Below are 15730 nucleotides of genomic sequence, written 5' to 3'. Positions count from 1 at the left end.
ATGTTAGTCCCGGACCAGCAGCGTCAACACTTCGTAATGCGAAGTATGCGGGAACATATCAAACAGCTGGGTACGCACCACGCGATAACCCGGCAGCATCTGAATATCCTTCGCCATGGTCTGCGCGTTGCAGCTTGAGTAGACGATAAACGCCGGAGCCATCTGCGTCAGATAATCGCACAGCGCTTTACCGATCCCACGGCGCGGCGGGTTCACCAAAACCAGCTGCGGGATATCCTGCTGGGCGACGGCAAACTGAGTGGAATCCAGCGCCTGAAAATGAATATTATGCAGGCCCAGTTTTTCAGCCGACTGCTGTGCGCTGGCTATCGCCTCCGGGGCAATTTCAATCCCGGTAAGCTTCATCTCCGGCGTGGCGCAGTGCAGGCCAAAACCTCCCACGCCGCAGAACAGATCCCACATATGGTTGACGGGTAGCGCGCGCACCCAGTCACGGGCGGTGGCATACAACCGGGAAGCAACCTGAGGGTTAGTCTGGAAGAAACTTTGCGGACGAATATAGAGCGGTACGCCGTTGAAAACCTCTTCGAGCGCACGCTGTTCGGTCAGCAGAATTTCCTGCTCACCTTCCATAATCGCCATGTGTACGGGCTGAATGTTGGCCGAAATCACCTTGAGCTGAGGGAGTTGCTGCTGTAACCACGGCAGCGCCGCTCGCAACTGCCCCAGCTTGCTTTCCGAACGCAGCACAAAGCGCAGCATCATGCCGCCATCCGCCAGGCTTTCGGTCAGCAGGAGATACTTCAGCTCTCCACGCTTACGCGCCACGTTGTAGGGCGTTAATCCCGCACGGGCAATAAAGGGCTTCAATGTCGCAAAAACAGGCCCAAATGAAACAGGATACAGCGGGCAGTCGGTTAAATCCTCGGGCGTGCCGTCGCGGTGTAACATCCCCAGCAGCGGTTTTTCCACGCTGCCGCTAACCACCATTTTAGCTTTATTGCGAAATGCCTGCTCAGGGCCGCTGACCGGCTGGCACCACTCGCCCACGGCAATGCCTTCCAGCAGTTGCCGGAGATCGGTCATTTTAGCGAGAAGCTGGTCTTCCACCGGTTGTTCAATCCACTGGCAGGAACGACAGCGGCCGGCATCATAGAGCGCGCATTGCATAGAAAAACCCTGAGAAAAAACGAGGGCGCAGATTGTAGCACTCTGCGCTTACTGAAGTCTGAAAAAAAGCCGGCTGCGGGCGGGGATAAACAGCAAAATCAGCACCAGAATATCGGGCAGCTTTTGGGTAAACAGCGAACGGAAGATCTCGCGCTTAGTGCCCCCGGCAACGCTGAATAATTCAGGGTATCCCCAGCCCAGGGAGGACAGAGACAACCAGGTCACGGAAATAATTTGGGTCAGCAGGAACAGCCAGCGTCCCCAGTTACGCCCTTTGACGATGACGAACGCGCAACGCAGTTCGACAAACAGCATCAACAGGCTGCCGAGAAAAACCAGCGTCAGGGGCCAGGTTTGCACGCTGCGATGGACAAAATCCATCACCCCGCTAACTCCGAGCATATTAAACAGCAGCAGCAGGTCGAGGCATCGGGTAGTGACGATGCCGATAGCCGCCACCATCACCAGCGTGGGGACGTTTAATTTTGCATGGGATGACCGCTGTTTCCTGATAATTTCCACAACCTCGCGTTCCTTACGTCACGGTGCCGCGACAAGCGCGGCACCGGAGGCACATCATTGCAGATTTTAGGCGTTTTAACCACGTCTTGCACTCTGGATATCGCGCAGCCGCTGCTTTTCTGCCCGCGCCATAAACCACCATGCAATCAAGCCGATAACGCCCACAACGCCGAGAATAATGGACGCCAGGGCGTTAATTTCCGGGTTAACCCCCATGCGCACGTTCGAGAACACCAGCATCGGCAGCGTAGTCGCACCCGGCCCGGACACGAAGCTGGCGATAACCAGGTCATCAAGCGAAAGCGTGAACGCCAGCAGCCAGCCGGAGATAATGGCGGGCGAGATCATCGGCACGGTGATCACAAAGAACACTTTCAGCGGCGTCGCCCCCAGATCCATTGCCGCTTCTTCAATGGAGCGGTCCAGTTCCCGCAGGCGTGAGCTAATGACAACCGCAACATAGGCGGTGCAGAACGTCACATGCGCCAGCCAGATGGTAAGCATTCCCCTGTCGCTCGGCCAGCCAATCGCGTGCGCCAGCGCCACGAACAGCAGCAGTAGCGAAAGCCCGGTGATCACATCCGGCATCACCAGCGGTGCCGTTAGCATAAAGGCAAAGCCGGTTGAGCCACGAAAGCGACCAAAACGCACCATCACCACGGCAGCAATCGTCCCCAGGATAACGGCCATCGTGGCGGCCGCCGCAGCAATGGTCAGGCTCAGGCCAACGGCGTTCATCATCGCCGAATCCCGGAACAGCTCCCCGTACCAGCGCGTTGACCAGCCGGCCCACACCGTCACCAGCTTAGAGCTGTTAAACGAGTAGATAACCAGCATCAGCATGGGCGCATACAGGAAGGTAAAGCCAATCACCAGAATCAAAATACGCCACGGAGAGCGCACAACCGGTAAGTTGTTCATGCGTGGTCCTCCCCCGCTTTGTTCTGGTATTTGTGGAACCACATGATCGGCACGATCAGCAGCAGAAGCATGATAATCGCCACGGCTGAGGCCACCGGCCAGTCGCGGTTATTAAAGAATTCCTGCCACAGGACGCGGCCAATCATGATGCTGTCCGGCCCGCCGAGCAGTTCCGGGATAACAAACTCCCCTACCGCCGGAATAAACACCAGCATCGAACCGGCAATAATCCCGCCTTTGGTCAACGGCACAATCACGCTGAAGAACGTTTTCAGCGGCCGCGCGCCGAGATCTAACGAAGCCTCCACCAGCGAATAATCTATGCGCGTTAGCGCGGTATAAATCGGCAGCACCATGAACGGCAGGTAGGCATAAACTACCCCGATGTAGACCGCAAGATTGGTGTGCAGGATCGTCAGCGGCTGGTCGATAACCCCGAGCCAAAGCAGCACGTTATTCAATATGCCGTTGTTTTTCAGGATGCCCATCCACGCATACACGCGGATCAGGAACGAGGTCCATGAAGGCAGGATCACCAGCAACAGCAGGATGTTTCGCGTTGAGGGTTTACTGTGTGCCACCGCCCACGCGAGCGGATAGCCCAGCGCCAGGCAGCACAGCGTTGACACCGCCGCGACCTGCAAAGATTGCAGATAAGCCTCGAAGTAGAGCGGATCGTCCGTCAGCTGGAAGTAGTTCGCCAGATTCAGGGTGATCGACAGCTGGCCATCGGCCCAGCTCACCAGGTCGCTGTAAGGCGGGATCGCCCGGGCTATTTCCGAAAAACTGATCTTAAAGACGATCAGGAACGGCAGCATAAACAGCAGGATCAGCCACAAATAGGGCAGCGCGATCGCCAGCTTGCGCCCGTGCGCCATCTGCAAACGGGCAAGCAAACGCTTCACGCCCGAGGGCTGAGGAACCGCCGTCTCTGCCGGGCCTTCAGAAAGTGTTGTCATCTTGCCCCCTTAAACCGTCAGAACCACGCAGCTGTCGGCATCCCAGCACAGGCGAACTTCATCCCCCCAGGTAGGCGCTCCTTTACGGTAGCGGTGCTCATTTTGCAGCTGGGCGCTGATCATCTGCCCGCTTTTCAGCCGAACGTGGTAGATGGAGAGATCGCCGAGGTAGGCGATATGCACCACCTCTCCGACGGCAAAGTTATAGCCATCGGCGGGCGGCTCCTCGCAAAGCGTCACCTTTTCCGGGCGCAACGCAACGAAGACCGGTACGCCGTCCACCACGGAAGCATCAGGATCCACCTTCAGCGGATGCACAAGTCCGGGGCTGTCTATCACCAGCCCGTCGTCCTGACGCTCTTTCAGCAGCCCTTCGAAGACGTTTACCGACCCGATAAACTCCGCGCTATAGCGGGTGGTTGGGTGCTCATAAATCTCTTCCGGCTCGCCAATTTGCACGAACTTGCCGCGATTCATGATGGCTATTCGCCCGGCCATGGTCATCGCTTCTTCCTGATCGTGGGTCACCATTACGCAGGTCACGCCGACGCGTTCAAGGATGTCCACTACTTCCAGCTGCATCCGGTCACGGAGCTTTTTATCCAGCGCCCCCATCGGCTCGTCGAGCAGCAATAATTTGGGACGCTTGGCCAGGCTTCGGGCTAACGCCACGCGCTGACGCTGGCCGCCGGACAGCTGGTGAGGCTTGCGCCTGGCGAACTCCTGCATGTGTACCAGGGTCAGCATTTCTGCCACCCGGCTGGTAATTTCCGCCTTCGGCAGTTTGTCCTGCTTCAGGCCAAAGGCGATGTTTTGCTCCACGGTCATGTGCGGGAACAGCGCGTAGGACTGGAACATCATATTGATTGGGCGCTGGTAAGGCGGCACATGCGACAAATCGACGCCATCAAGCATGATTTGCCCGGCACTTGGCTGTTCAAACCCCGCCAGCATGCGCAGCAGCGTGGATTTGCCGCAGCCCGAGGCGCCCAGCAAAGCAAAAATTTCGCCTTTGTAGATGGTCAGACTGACGTCATCCACGGCATGTTGGCCATCAAACGATTTTGTGAGGTTACGAATTTCCAGCAGCGGCGTCAGCGCTTTGGGTGTTTTGGACTGCGGGCGAGGGATTGCGTCGTTCAATTCTGTTGCTCTCCGGCAAAAGCAAAAAGAAGATACGGCCCGGTTGCCGTACTTTTCGCCATTCTGGAAACAAGGGCTTCCGTTCAGGCTGGGGCGATTGCACAACTCTGGTGCAACCGCCCGGTGCAGGGTGTCACAGGACTATTTGCCTGTTTTAACCTTAGTCCACGCGCGGGTGATAACCCGGTCAATCTTCGCTGGCATCACCGTTTGTGTGAACAACTTGGCACGAATATCCGCCGGCGGGTAAATTCCCGGATTGCTGCGGACCTCTTCGCTCAGTAACGGCGTAGCTTCTTTGTTGGCGTTAGCGTAGTAAATATGATTACTGATGTTGGCGATAACGTCCGGCTTCATCAGGTAGTTCAGGAACTGGTACGCTTCGTCTTTATTCTTCGCATCTACCGGCAGGGCAAACATATCGAAGTAGACCATCGCGCCTTCCTTAGGAATGGAATAAGCAACATTCACGCCATTTTTAGCTTCTTTGGCGCGGTTTGCCGCCTGCAGAATATCCCCGGACCAGCCAATCGCCACGCAGATGTCACCGTTGGCAAGGTCGTTGATGTACTGCGACGAATGGAAGTAACGAATATTTGGCCGCAGCTTCATCAGCAGATCGTTAGCCGCCCCGGTGTAGTCCGCGGCGTTGGTGCTGTTCGGATCTTTGCCCAGGTAGTGCAACACGGTCGCGTAAATTTCACTTGGCGCGTCCAGGAACGACACGCCACAGCTTTTCAGTTTTTCAAGGTTTTCCGGCTTGAAGATCAGATCCCAGCTGTCCACCGGCGCGTCTTTCCCCAGCACGGCTTTCACTTTATCGACGTTGTAGCCGATGCCGGTCGTCACCATCATGTACGGAATGCCGTATTTGTTGTCGTGGTCGTTTTGCGCCACCAGCTTGAGCATTTCCGGGTCGAGGTTTTTGTAGTTCGGCAGTTTGCTTTTATCCAGCGGCTCGAAGATGCCGGCCTGCGCCTGGCGCTCAAGGAACTGCGAAGACGGCACCACCAGGTCATAGCCCGTGCTGCCCGCCATCAGCTTCCCTTCCAGCACTTCGTTGGAATCAAACACGTCGTAGACCACTTTGATGCCGGTCTCTTTCGTGAAGTTTGCCAGGGTATCCGGGGCTATATAGTCAGACCAGTTATAAACGTGCAGCGTCTTTTGTTCGGCGGCAGAGCTGGCGGCAGAAGCCACCATCAGCGCGCCAGCAACCATCCCCAACAACCCTTTTTTACGTAGGTAGAGCATAATTTCATTCCTTCTGAATAAAGGCCAAACCAGGCTCGAATGAGCCGAATTTACGCAATGTGGCTTATCCGCATTCGCCGCACGCTTTTTTAGCATGCAAAATTCATGCATCTCTATTCATTCTGCTGAAAAAGAATTTGGGTAATCTTCACGCAGACGTTGCTCGTTTTTACGGCCAAGCAAGAATAACTGTAGCCAGGGTTGGCGACTATAGCCCGGATGAAAAAACGCCTTTTATCAACTTTTTAGACATCTTTCGTCTATTCAGGCGGCAAAAACGCGCCTTATGGCAGGGATTTGTCTGGCTGTGACGGCTTTATGACAGAATAAAAACATGCAGAACGCAGCGGCGCTGGTGGCCGCTGCGTTAAAAAAAGAAAGGATCAGTGCAGAGAGTGGGTGTGAATAATTGTGCCGTCGCGCTCTTCTTCTTCGGCCACAAAAAGCAGCTGATTAGCGCAAGCCTCGAGGATCACCATCGAAACCTGCTCTTCGCTCTGCTGAACAAAGGCGGCAAACTGCTCGCGGGTAATGCCCACGGAGGCAGACAACGACTGACACACCACCAGCTTGGGCAGGTTATCATCCTGGATGTCGAGAAACGCTTTCACCGTCAGCGAGCTGGCGTTGATCGAGGAGAGATCGGACGCCAACGGCAGCAGCGCCGACGGCTTAACTTCTGCCAATGCGGAAAACAGAATAATGTTGTCCACGAGATCGATTTTCGCGTCGTATACGCCATCGAAGTTCTGCATATGGGGCAAATGCAATGCCTGGCAGGTATCGCACTCGAAAAAGGTTACGCCAGTTTCATCCAGCCAGCGGCGTAAAGTGTCCAGAGTCGGGACCACGAGTGAATCCATAAACGCAAAAACCTCATTACCTGTTCAAAAATTAACGTGCCATCTTACGCAAAAATGACACGTCATACTATGCATTAGCGCCGATTTGGTAATTATCCCCCGGTTTTAAGACAGTACCCAGGGCGGGCCTGCCGCTCTATCCATTTGATCATCAGCCCGGCGATATCGACCCCGCTCGTGTTTTCAATGCCTTCCAGCCCCGGCGAGGCGTTCACTTCCATCACCAGCGGCCCGCGTTCGGCGCGTAAAATGTCCACCCCGGCAATATCCAGTCCCAGCGTGCTGGCCGCTTTTAGCGCCACTTCTCGCTCAAGATCGGTAATTGTGACCTGATGCGCGACGCCGCCACGGTGCAGGTTTGAGCGGAAATCGCCGGGCTTGGCCTGCCGTTCAATGGCGGCCACAACCTCATCCCCCACCACCAGACAGCGAATATCTCTGCCCTTCGCTTCTTTGATGTATTCCTGCACCAGAATATGGGCGTTAAGACCGCGAAACGCATCAATCACGCTTTCCGCCGCCTGCCGCGTTTCAGCCAGCACCACGCCAATTCCTTGCGTACCTTCAACGAGCTTCACCACCAGCGGCGCGCCACCCACCATATCAATAAGATCGCTGGTGTCGTCCGGCGAGTGGGCAAACCCCGTCACCGGCAAATCAATCCCCTGCTTCGCCAGCAATTGCAGCGAACGCAGCTTATCCCGCGCGCGGGTGATCGCCACCGACTCATTCAGCGGGTAGCTTCCCAGCATTTCGAACTGGCGCAGCACCGCCGTGCCGTAAAAGGTGATAGCCGAGCCAATACGCGGGATAACCGCGTCATAATGCGGCAGTTGACGCCCCTTGTAATGCACGGAAGGCGCGGCCGGATTAATGTTCATATAGCAAGAAAGGGGATCAATGATCTCCACCTGATGACCACGACGCGTTGCCGCCTCGCGCAGGCGCTTGCATGAGTAGAGCGTTCCATCCCGGGATAAAATAGCGATTTTCAACCTGCACCTCTGAGCAACCAGACCAAAATTAACCGCCCGCTAATCATACCACTGCCTTCACCTTTCAACGACGGACTAATCGGTGGGAGACATCTTAAGTGCCTCAATTAATTGCTTTGTGGTCGAGGTGAGATGGACCGGATCAAAAACGGCATACAGGTCGGCGGGTATCGGCCTCGCCGGGGGGCGAAACACCACGCCAGGCCAGTTCATCTGTGCGTAGCTGTCGGCGATGATGGTTAGCCCGAAACCAATGCTCACCAGCGCCAGGACGGTTTGCGGCTCCACCGCCTCACGGACAACCCTCGGGGTAAAACCAGCTTCACGGCAAACACGTTGCAGGAAAGTCCAGTCAGAGTGAATGGCGGTCATCGTCACGAACGCCTCATGCCGCAGTTGGGTAATGTCCACCGTTTGCTGCCGGGCTAGCGGGTGCTGCTCCGGCAGCGCGACCATAAATGTCGCCTCATGCAGCTTTTCGCTCTTAAGGCCACCGGGCGGGCTGGTTTCCATCCGCCAGATCCCGGCATCAATCTCGTGACGTTCAAGCAAAGCAAGCTGATCCCCCGGGGACTTTTCGCGGAAGGTCACATCAATGGCGGGATAGTCAGCAATAAACCGCTGTAGCCCAAGCCGCAGCCCACCCCAAATGGCGGTGCCAACAATCCCTAGCTGAATTCGACCGCCTTCACCACGGCCAATCTGCTCAACCCTGGCCAGCGCAAGGCTTGCGTTGTTCAGCAGCTGTTTTGTCTCTTCCAGCAGGACTTCGCCTGCGTGAGTCAGCGCCACGTGCCGGGAATGGCGGATAAACAGTACCGTCCCCAGCTGAGCTTCCAGTTCTTTGATATGAAAGCTCAGGGGAGGCTGCGACATGTTCAGCCGCGCGGCGGCCCGGCCAAAGTGCAGTTCCTCGGCTACGGCCTGAAAATAGCGCAGCAGCTTAAGATCGGTGCGATAGATACGCTGAGATGTATTCATGAGGCTCCCTGAGTGGCAAGCCTCATAAATTACCATCGCTTACGCTCGCTGTAAGGCCAGGAGCCTTAATGTGCGAGCGATGCCGAAGAATCACTCTGCTGGCGGTGGTGATAGTGGAAGCTAAAGTGGAAGACGACGGCAAGCACCAGCGCATAGCCAGCAAAAACCAGCCAGATAGTCGGCCAGTCTTTGGCGCCATCGGTGGTGAAATAATCCACCACATAACCGCTGACAATCGCCCCGAAATACGCCCCAACCCCGTTCACCATCGTCATAAACAGCCCTTGAGCGCTGGCGCGAATACGTGACTCCACCTCTTGCTCAACAAACACGGAGCCGGAGATATTAAAGAAATCAAAGGCGCAGCCGTACACCACCATCGACAGCAACAGCAGCACAAAACCAAAGACAGAAGGATCGCCCCAGGCGAACAGCGCAAAGCGCAGCACCCAGGCGACCATGCTCATCAGCATGACCTGTTTAATGCCAAAACGCCGCAGGAAGAAAGGGATCGTCAAAATAAAGACCACTTCCGACATCTGCGAGACGGACAGCAAAATCGAGGGATACTGCACCACAAAGCTGCTGGCAAACTCAGGCTGACGGGCAAAATCATGCAGGAAAGGGTTACCGAAAGTATTGGTGATTTGCAGCACCGCCCCAAGCAGCATGGCGAACAGGAAAAAAACCGCCATTTGTGGCTTTTTGAACAGCACAAACGCGTCCAGCCCCAGGCGGCTCACCCAGCTGCGCGTGGCCTGGCTTTTTATCACCGGGATAGTCGGCAATGTGAGCGCATACAGCGCCAGCAGACCGGAAGCCCCTGCGGCAATATAGAGCTGCATGCTGCTCAGCTCTATGCGCATCAGGCTAACGGTCCACATCGCCGCAATAAAGCCCACGGTACCGAACACCCTCACAGGCGGGAAATGCGTCACCGTATCCAGTCCGTTTTTTTCCAGGCAGGCGTAAGACACCGTATTGGACAGCGCAATGGTCGGCATAAAGGCCAGGGCATTACCCAGCATTGCCCAAAACATCAACCCCGGCTGGTCGATGCTGGCCGCCCAGACCAGCATCCCCGCCCCCACCAGATGGCAGAGAGAGTACACCCGATTGGCCGGGAGCCATTTATCGGCCACAATGCCGATAAGACCCGGCATCAGCAGCGCCGCAAGCCCTTTGGTACTGTAAACCATGCCAACATCTGCCCCCTTAAAGCCGAGCGTATTGATCATGTAAGATCCCAAAGTGACCAGCCACGCCCCCCAGATGAAGTACTGTAAAAACAGCATGATTTTTAAGCGGAGTTTAATCGCCATCTGTTTTCCCTGCCTTGGTCAGTGAGGATCAGGCCAGTTTGCCGAGGAAGCCGCAAATCAGGTTAATAAAGTTCTGCCGCGACAGCGCAGCCGCTTTCAGCGTCTGTTCATGGGAAAGCTGAATACTCCCCAGCCCTTCGGCAAGGTTGGTAATCGCCGAGACGGCAACCACCTTCAGGCCGCAATGGCGGGCGCTGATCACCTCCGGCACAACCGACATCCCCACCACGTGGCCGCCAATGATTTGCATCATGCGAATTTCCGCTGCGGTTTCGAAGTTTGGCCCTGGATAAGAAACAAATACTCCCTCGTGCAGCGGGAACCCCTGCTCATGTGCAACCTGCTGGAGTACGGCGCGATAGTCGGCATCATAGGCGTTTGCCAGCGAGAAAAAGCGCTCACCAAACCGCTCATCATTTGGCCCAACGGTCGGCGTGCCCGGCATCGTATTAATATGATCGCTGAGTGCCACCAGGCTTCCAGGTTCCACTTCCGGGCGCAGAGAACCGGCGGCGTTGGTAGAAAACAGCATCTCGCATCCCAGCAGCTTAAAAGTGCGAATTGCGCTGGTCATCACCGACATTCCACGCCCTTCATAAAAGTGCCCCCGCCCTTTCATACAGGCTACAGGCACGCCAGCCAGCGTGCCGACGACCAGTTCGCCCGCATGGCCGTGGACGGTGCTGACGGGGAACCCGGGCAGCTCTTCGTAGGAAAATGTTACAGGGGAGTCGATTTTTTCCGCCAGCTCCCCCAGCCCGGAGCCCAGAATAAAAGCGATGCGGGGTACCAGACCGTTAATGCGGGCGCGAATAATGTCGGCGGCGTAGAAAGGCGAATTATCAAAAGCAGAGGTTGGCATAGAAGGTTCCTTGACAGATTGTCGTTATAACTTCAGCAGTTATAACGACTCACCGACGGATGAAACCAATACCGTTTGAGGCCACGATTAATACTGAAAATGTATCAATCGCCGTTTTGATGACCAGGCGGCCGCGTGAATTAGCGTGTCGCCCAGCCCTGCTTGTGCAGGTAATCCAGAATGAAAGGCCGGCTTTCTTTAATGATGGTACGGCTGATGTGGTCGCTCCAGGTGTCGCGCCGTGTATTGCTGTCCCGGCTCAAATAATACTGCGCCAGCTGCTCGTCGTACTCGTCCAGCAGCGGCCTGTTCAGCGGCTGATAGCGGTTTTCATGCACCAGCATCGCAGCGGGCATACGCGGCTTGATATCCGGCGTGGCAGCAGGCCAGCCCAGGCAAAGGCCAAACAGCGGTAACACGTATTTCGGCACGCCCAACAGCTCTCCCACCGCTTCAATGTTGTTGCGGATGCCGCCAATATAGACCCCGCCCAACCCCAACGATTCTGCGGCGGTAAACGCATTCTGCGCCAGAATCGCGGTATCGACCGCACCAAGCAGCAGCTGTTCCGCCAGCCCAAGCTGGGCGTCCGGGCAGATTTGAAGATTGCGGTTAAAGTCGGCGCAGAACACCCAAAACTCGGCGGCTTCCGCCACATGCTTTTGCCCGCCGGTCAGCGGCACCAGCTGCTCGCGCAGCGCTTTATCCGTGATGCGAATGATTGAACTGCACTGAAGGAAGCTGGAAGTAGAAGCTGCCTGTGCACTGGCAATAATGGCTTCGCGCTGCTCGTCGGTAATAGGTTCCCCGGTAAAATGACGAATGGAACGGTGGGAACGAAGCAGATCAATGGTCGGCGTCATCGCGATTTTCCTTTGGCTTTTTTATATCAGAGAGTTTTGAAGCAGAATCAGGCTGCATCAGCTGCGGGGCAAGACGTTTAGCAATATGCCACGTCATGATGATTGCCGCCGGCAGCATCAGCCCAAGGCCAATAAATACCATGACTATGGCCGCCGTTGCAGTGGCCACAGGTGCGGGCAGCGTCAGGTATCCCTGCAGCGAGAGAAAAGCTAGCGCCAAAAAACCTATCCCCACCGCTTCCAGCACAATCACCGATTTGGGTAACGATCCGACCGCGCGCATAGCGGCACCTCCTGTGTTCAGGCCAGCTATCATCGAGTCCGCGCCCCTCCCACTGAAAGGAGATAGCCTACGGGCATCGAACTAACAGGCACGACCTTCTTTAAAAATGTGACGGATATCGGCATTATAAGCGCATTCGCCGGTTCGTATCGGCCATAAAAACTGAGGAGAGAGCATGTTTGCAGTAATTTTTGGACGCCCTGGCTGCCCATATTGTGTTCGCGCTAAAGAACTGGCTGAGAAACTGACCGCCGAGCGTGATGACTTCAACTTCCGCTATGTTGACATCCACGCAGAAGGCATCACCAAAGCTGATCTGGAAAAAACCGTGGGTAAACCGGTTGAAACCGTGCCGCAGATCTTCCTGGATCAGAAGCACATTGGTGGCTGCACCGATTTTGAAGCTTACGCAAAAGAACATCTGAACCTGTTCCAGACCGCACAGTAAACTTTACGAATGCAGAAAACCGACTCTCAGTAGTCGGTTTTTTTATGCGTGCGATTCCGGTTCTTACACATAAAAAATAGCAGATAACACAGCGAACCGAGGGACGACCAGAAGACAGCGCTCAGTAGCCAGGCCATTTCTTGCCAGAACGAGCGTGTGACGGGGAAAAACAGGTGGGCAATCAACAGGCAGAACGGCGAAGCAAGCATCGCTCCCACCAGCGGTTTGACCACTCGATCTCCTTGGGAAAAGAAGCTGGCCACGCCACCCGGGAGAAGGAAAAACAGCAGCCCAAGCTCATAGTGCCCGGTGGCAATAAACCGCCCCATCACGTTCAGGCGCAGAGAAAGAAAAACCAGAATAAAGAGCACGAAGCAGCAGGTAATTCCTAACCACTTTTGCGCACGTCTGTGCATTTTACCTCCTGACATCTGCTTTTGCTCGAAAATACCCTGCCGGAAAATTCAGCAGCGTCTTTACCCGATTTGATAATGCCTGGCCATCCGTGCCGATAAAGCATTGCCACATTTAGCACAATATTCTTACTAGCCGCTGATACAGAGAAAGATTAAACTAGCGGCAGAAATTCGGTCGTCGCGTGAGATATTTATATGCGTGATAATTTGCCGGTCGTCGCTGACGGAACCGTCAAAACCTTAGCGCATAACTCTATCTCTTTCAACAGCTTACTGGTAAACAAGAAGTTAGCCTTCGTGAATATAAACGTCGCAGATTTGTTAAACGGGAATTACATCCTTTTGTTATTTGTTGTACTAACGCTCGGACTTTGCCTGGGGAAATTACGCCTCGGCCCGGTGCAACTGGGTAATTCCATTGGTGTTTTAGTGGTCTCTTTATTACTCGGGCAACAGCATTTCTCGATCAATACCGACGCGCTAAATCTGGGTTTTATGCTGTTCATTTTCTGCGTAGGCGTCGAAGCCGGGCCAAACTTTTTTTCTATTTTCTTCCGCGACGGCAAAAATTATCTGATGCTGGCCCTGGTGATGGTTGGCAGCGCCCTGCTGATTGCGCTGGGGCTGGGCAAACTGTTTGGCTGGGACATTGGCCTGACGGCCGGTATGCTCGCCGGCGCCATGACCTCCACGCCCGTGCTGGTCGGCGCGGGCGATACCCTGCGCCATTCAAGCATCCCCGCCGCGCAGCTTGCGACCTCGCTGGATAATCTGAGCCTCGGCTATGCCCTGACCTACCTGATTGGCCTGGTCAGTCTGATTGTTGGGGCTCGCTATTTGCCGAAGCTGCAGCATCAGGATCTGCAGACCAGCGCCCAGCAAATTGCCCGCGAGCGCGGTCTGGATACTGACGCGAGCCGCAAAGTTTATCTCCCGGTGATCCGCGCCTACCGCGTCGGGCCTGAGCTGGTTGCCTGGGCCGACGGTAAAAATCTGCGCGAACTGGGTATTTATCGCCAGACCGGCTGCTACATCGAACGTATTCGCCGCAACGGCATTCTGGCTAACCCGGACGGCGATGCCGTGCTGCAAATGGGCGATGAAATCTCGCTGGTGGGCTACCCGGATTCTCACTCGCGCCTCGACCCAAGCTTCAGAAACGGCAAAGAGGTTTTCGATCGCGATCTGCTGGACATGCGCATCGTCACCGAAGAAATTGTGGTGAAAAACCACAATGCCGTGGGCCGTCGCCTGGCGCAGCTCAAGCTCACCGACCACGGCTGCTTCCTGAACCGCGTGATCCGCAGCCAGATTGAAATGCCCATCGACGACAATATCGTGCTGAACAAAGGCGATGTCCTGCAGGTCAGCGGCGATGCCAGACGCGTGAAAACCGTTGCCGAGCGCATCGGCTTTATCTCCATTCACAGCCAGATAACCGACCTGCTGGCCTTCTGCGCCTTCTTTGTTATTGGCCTGATGGTGGGCATGGTCACCTTCCAGTTCAGCTCGTTCAGCTTCGGCATCGGGAACGCCGCTGGCCTGTTGTTTGCGGGCATCATGCTTGGCTTCCTGCGCGCCAACCACCCCACCTTCGGCTATATTCCGCAGGGGGCGCTAAATATGGTGAAAGAGTTCGGCCTGATGGTGTTTATGGCGGGGGTTGGCCTGAGCGCCGGTAGCGGCATCAGCAACGGCCTCGGTGCGGTAGGCGGCCAAATGCTGATTTCCGGGCTTATCGTGAGCCTGGTGCCGGTGATTATCTGCTTCCTGTTCGGCGCCTATGTGCTGCGAATGAACCGCGCCCTGCTGTTTGGCGCGATGATGGGGGCACGAACCTGTGCGCCAGCGATGGAAATCATCAGCGATACCGCCCGCAGCAACATTCCTGCGCTGGGGTACGCCGGCACCTACGCTATCGCTAACGTGTTGTTAACACTGGCCGGTACATTAATTGTCGTGATATGGCCAGGTTTGTGATCGCAACCACAGACAAAGAAAAATACTTTTTTTTTATGCCTGAGCGAACTTTCTTTCGGGGCGTCAGTCTGAATTAGTGCCACTGCTTTTCTTTGATGTCCCCAATTTGTGGAGCCCATCAACCCCGCCGCTTTCGGTTCAAGGTTGATGGGTTTTTATTTTTTAGGGCTTCAATAACAAACGCTTACTAGCCCCTCCACTCGCTTTATTTTGCATCCCCTGTCCCCACAATCCTACGCACCATCACCCGCATATCATCGCGCCCCATCGGTTCGCGATCGGTGACGTAGTGCAGCGTCATGCCTTCCAGGAAAGCATCCAGCGCCCGGGCGGTTAGCGGATCGAAAAACGGCTCCAGCGCCTGCTGGCTGCGAATCATCCACTCCTGCATGATGTCTTTTAGCTGCGGATTACAGCTGGCATAAGCATAAAGCTGGTACATCACCTGCATGTTATACGGCGTGGCCACGCAGCCGCCGCAAATCATATCGACAATCGCTTCGCAGGCCTCATCGCGATTGGTGGCCTGCTGCATGCGCTCCCGGTAGCTGTCCGACATCTGGTGGGCAAACAGGGTAAACGCTTCGCAAAGCAGCGATTCAATCCCGGCAAAATAGTAGGTCATTGACCCCAGCGAAACGCCAGCCTCAGCGGCAATTTTGCGGTGCGTGATATCGCTGATGCCGTGCTTTACCACCATATCCAGCGTCGCCTGCAAAATACGCGATCGACGTTCGGGGTCATTCCGGCGCGGGGCTTTGCTCATCATTACCTACCTGAATTTAGA

At 55.5% G+C, this 15730-nt stretch carries 17 protein-coding genes; 2 read left to right on the top strand and 15 right to left on the bottom strand.

The window, feature by feature from the left end; genetic code table 11:
- Positions 1-3: 3 nt before the first annotated feature.
- The 13 genes from rlmC to A936_RS20170 form a co-directional block, all read right to left on the bottom strand.
- Positions 4-1131, bottom strand: coding sequence for a 23S rRNA (uracil(747)-C(5))-methyltransferase RlmC (rlmC, locus tag A936_RS20230; RefSeq protein WP_008461068.1), 1128 nt, complete (start codon positions 1129-1131; stop codon positions 4-6).
- Between the two features lie 48 nt (positions 1132-1179).
- Entirely contained in the window at positions 1180-1653 is a 474-nt protein-coding gene (locus A936_RS20225; protein ID WP_008461066.1) for a YbjO family protein, read from the bottom strand.
- 75 nt (positions 1654-1728) lie between these two features.
- Positions 1729-2574, bottom strand: coding sequence for a putrescine ABC transporter permease PotI (gene potI, locus A936_RS20220; protein ID WP_008461065.1), 846 nt, complete (start codon positions 2572-2574; stop codon positions 1729-1731).
- Positions 2571-3533, bottom strand: coding sequence for a putrescine ABC transporter permease PotH (potH, locus tag A936_RS20215; RefSeq protein WP_008461062.1), 963 nt, complete (start codon positions 3531-3533; stop codon positions 2571-2573). The genes potI and potH overlap by 4 nt, the downstream gene beginning before the upstream one ends.
- A gap of 9 nt (positions 3534-3542) precedes the next feature.
- Positions 3543-4676 carry a putrescine ABC transporter ATP-binding subunit PotG gene (gene potG, locus A936_RS20210; RefSeq protein WP_008461060.1) on the bottom strand — a complete coding sequence of 378 codons (1134 nt, stop codon included), beginning with the start codon at positions 4674-4676 and terminating at the stop codon, positions 3543-3545.
- A 141-nt stretch (positions 4677-4817) separates the two neighbouring features.
- Positions 4818-5930: a spermidine/putrescine ABC transporter substrate-binding protein PotF gene (gene potF, locus A936_RS20205; protein WP_008461059.1), complete on the bottom strand. Its 1113-nt coding sequence runs from the start codon at positions 5928-5930 to the stop codon at positions 4818-4820.
- A gap of 383 nt (positions 5931-6313) precedes the next feature.
- Positions 6314-6793 (bottom strand): YbjN domain-containing protein, encoded by a 480-nt coding sequence (locus A936_RS20200; protein WP_008461058.1) that lies wholly within the window; start codon positions 6791-6793, stop codon positions 6314-6316.
- A gap of 92 nt (positions 6794-6885) precedes the next feature.
- The gene (gene rimK, locus A936_RS20195) at positions 6886-7788 is read right to left on the bottom strand and encodes a 30S ribosomal protein S6--L-glutamate ligase (RefSeq protein WP_008461057.1); all 903 of its coding nucleotides are present in this window, start codon (positions 7786-7788) and stop codon (positions 6886-6888) included.
- 75 nt (positions 7789-7863) lie between these two features.
- On the bottom strand, positions 7864-8769 hold the full coding sequence (locus A936_RS20190; protein WP_008461056.1) for a LysR family transcriptional regulator: 906 nt from the start codon (positions 8767-8769) through the stop codon (positions 7864-7866).
- Positions 8770-8834: 65 nt separating this feature from the next.
- Positions 8835-10091, bottom strand: coding sequence for a nucleoside permease (locus tag A936_RS20185; protein WP_008461055.1), 1257 nt, complete (start codon positions 10089-10091; stop codon positions 8835-8837).
- Positions 10092-10119: 28 nt separating this feature from the next.
- Positions 10120-10953 carry a xanthosine phosphorylase gene (gene xapA / locus A936_RS20180; protein WP_008461054.1) on the bottom strand — a complete coding sequence of 278 codons (834 nt, stop codon included), beginning with the start codon at positions 10951-10953 and terminating at the stop codon, positions 10120-10122.
- 140 nt (positions 10954-11093) lie between these two features.
- Positions 11094-11816 (bottom strand): oxygen-insensitive NADPH nitroreductase, encoded by a 723-nt coding sequence (nfsA, locus tag A936_RS20175; RefSeq protein ID WP_008461053.1) that lies wholly within the window; start codon positions 11814-11816, stop codon positions 11094-11096.
- Positions 11800-12099, bottom strand: coding sequence for a YbjC family protein (locus tag A936_RS20170; RefSeq protein ID WP_008461051.1), 300 nt, complete (start codon positions 12097-12099; stop codon positions 11800-11802). Before A936_RS20170 ends, nfsA begins: the two co-directional genes overlap by 17 nt.
- 175 nt (positions 12100-12274) lie before the next feature.
- On the opposite strand from A936_RS20170, the gene A936_RS20165 reads away from it, so the two are divergent.
- Positions 12275-12547, top strand: coding sequence for a GrxA family glutaredoxin (locus A936_RS20165; RefSeq protein WP_008461049.1), 273 nt, complete (start codon positions 12275-12277; stop codon positions 12545-12547).
- A gap of 26 nt (positions 12548-12573) precedes the next feature.
- Here A936_RS20165 and ybjM read toward each other — a convergent pair whose 3' ends face one another.
- Positions 12574-12963: an inner membrane protein YbjM gene (gene ybjM / locus A936_RS20160; protein ID WP_008461048.1), complete on the bottom strand. Its 390-nt coding sequence runs from the start codon at positions 12961-12963 to the stop codon at positions 12574-12576.
- A gap of 297 nt (positions 12964-13260) precedes the next feature.
- Between ybjM and A936_RS20155 the strand changes: the two genes are divergently transcribed.
- Positions 13261-14943 (top strand): aspartate:alanine antiporter, encoded by a 1683-nt coding sequence (locus A936_RS20155; protein ID WP_008461047.1) that lies wholly within the window; start codon positions 13261-13263, stop codon positions 14941-14943.
- Positions 14944-15148: 205 nt separating this feature from the next.
- Here the strand turns inward: A936_RS20155 and A936_RS20150 are convergent, their stop codons facing one another.
- Entirely contained in the window at positions 15149-15709 is a 561-nt protein-coding gene (locus A936_RS20150; protein ID WP_008461046.1) for a TetR/AcrR family transcriptional regulator, read from the bottom strand.
- Between the last annotated feature and the right edge of the window lie 21 nt (positions 15710-15730).

It is taken from the genome of Enterobacter sp. Ag1 (genome assembly GCA_000277545.1).
GTDB lineage: Bacteria > Pseudomonadota > Gammaproteobacteria > Enterobacterales > Enterobacteriaceae > Cedecea.
The sequence above is the reverse complement of the archived record's forward strand: the minus strand, read 5'-3'. Positions and strand labels throughout refer to the sequence as shown.

Coding starts and splice junctions, on each gene's coding strand:
- rlmC (WP_008461068.1), bottom strand. CDS start 1,131: ATGCAATGCGCGCTCTATGATGCCGGCCGCTGTCGTTCCTGCCAGTGG.
- potI (WP_008461065.1), bottom strand. CDS start 2,574: ATGAACAACTTACCGGTTGTGCGCTCTCCGTGGCGTATTTTGATTCTG.
- potH (WP_008461062.1), bottom strand. CDS start 3,533: ATGACAACACTTTCTGAAGGCCCGGCAGAGACGGCGGTTCCTCAGCCC.
- potF (WP_008461059.1), bottom strand. CDS start 5,930: ATGCTCTACCTACGTAAAAAAGGGTTGTTGGGGATGGTTGCTGGCGCG.
- A936_RS20200 (WP_008461058.1), bottom strand. CDS start 6,793: ATGGATTCACTCGTGGTCCCGACTCTGGACACTTTACGCCGCTGGCTG.
- A936_RS20190 (WP_008461056.1), bottom strand. CDS start 8,769: ATGAATACATCTCAGCGTATCTATCGCACCGATCTTAAGCTGCTGCGC.
- A936_RS20185 (WP_008461055.1), bottom strand. CDS start 10,091: ATGGCGATTAAACTCCGCTTAAAAATCATGCTGTTTTTACAGTACTTC.
- xapA (WP_008461054.1), bottom strand. CDS start 10,953: ATGCCAACCTCTGCTTTTGATAATTCGCCTTTCTACGCCGCCGACATT.
- nfsA (WP_008461053.1), bottom strand. CDS start 11,816: ATGACGCCGACCATTGATCTGCTTCGTTCCCACCGTTCCATTCGTCAT.
- A936_RS20170 (WP_008461051.1), bottom strand. CDS start 12,099: ATGCGCGCGGTCGGATCGTTACCCAAATCGGTGATTGTGCTGGAAGCG.
- A936_RS20165 (WP_008461049.1), top strand. CDS start 12,275: ATGTTTGCAGTAATTTTTGGACGCCCTGGCTGCCCATATTGTGTTCGC.
- ybjM (WP_008461048.1), bottom strand. CDS start 12,963: ATGCACAGACGTGCGCAAAAGTGGTTAGGAATTACCTGCTGCTTCGTG.
- A936_RS20150 (WP_008461046.1), bottom strand. CDS start 15,709: ATGAGCAAAGCCCCGCGCCGGAATGACCCCGAACGTCGATCGCGTATT.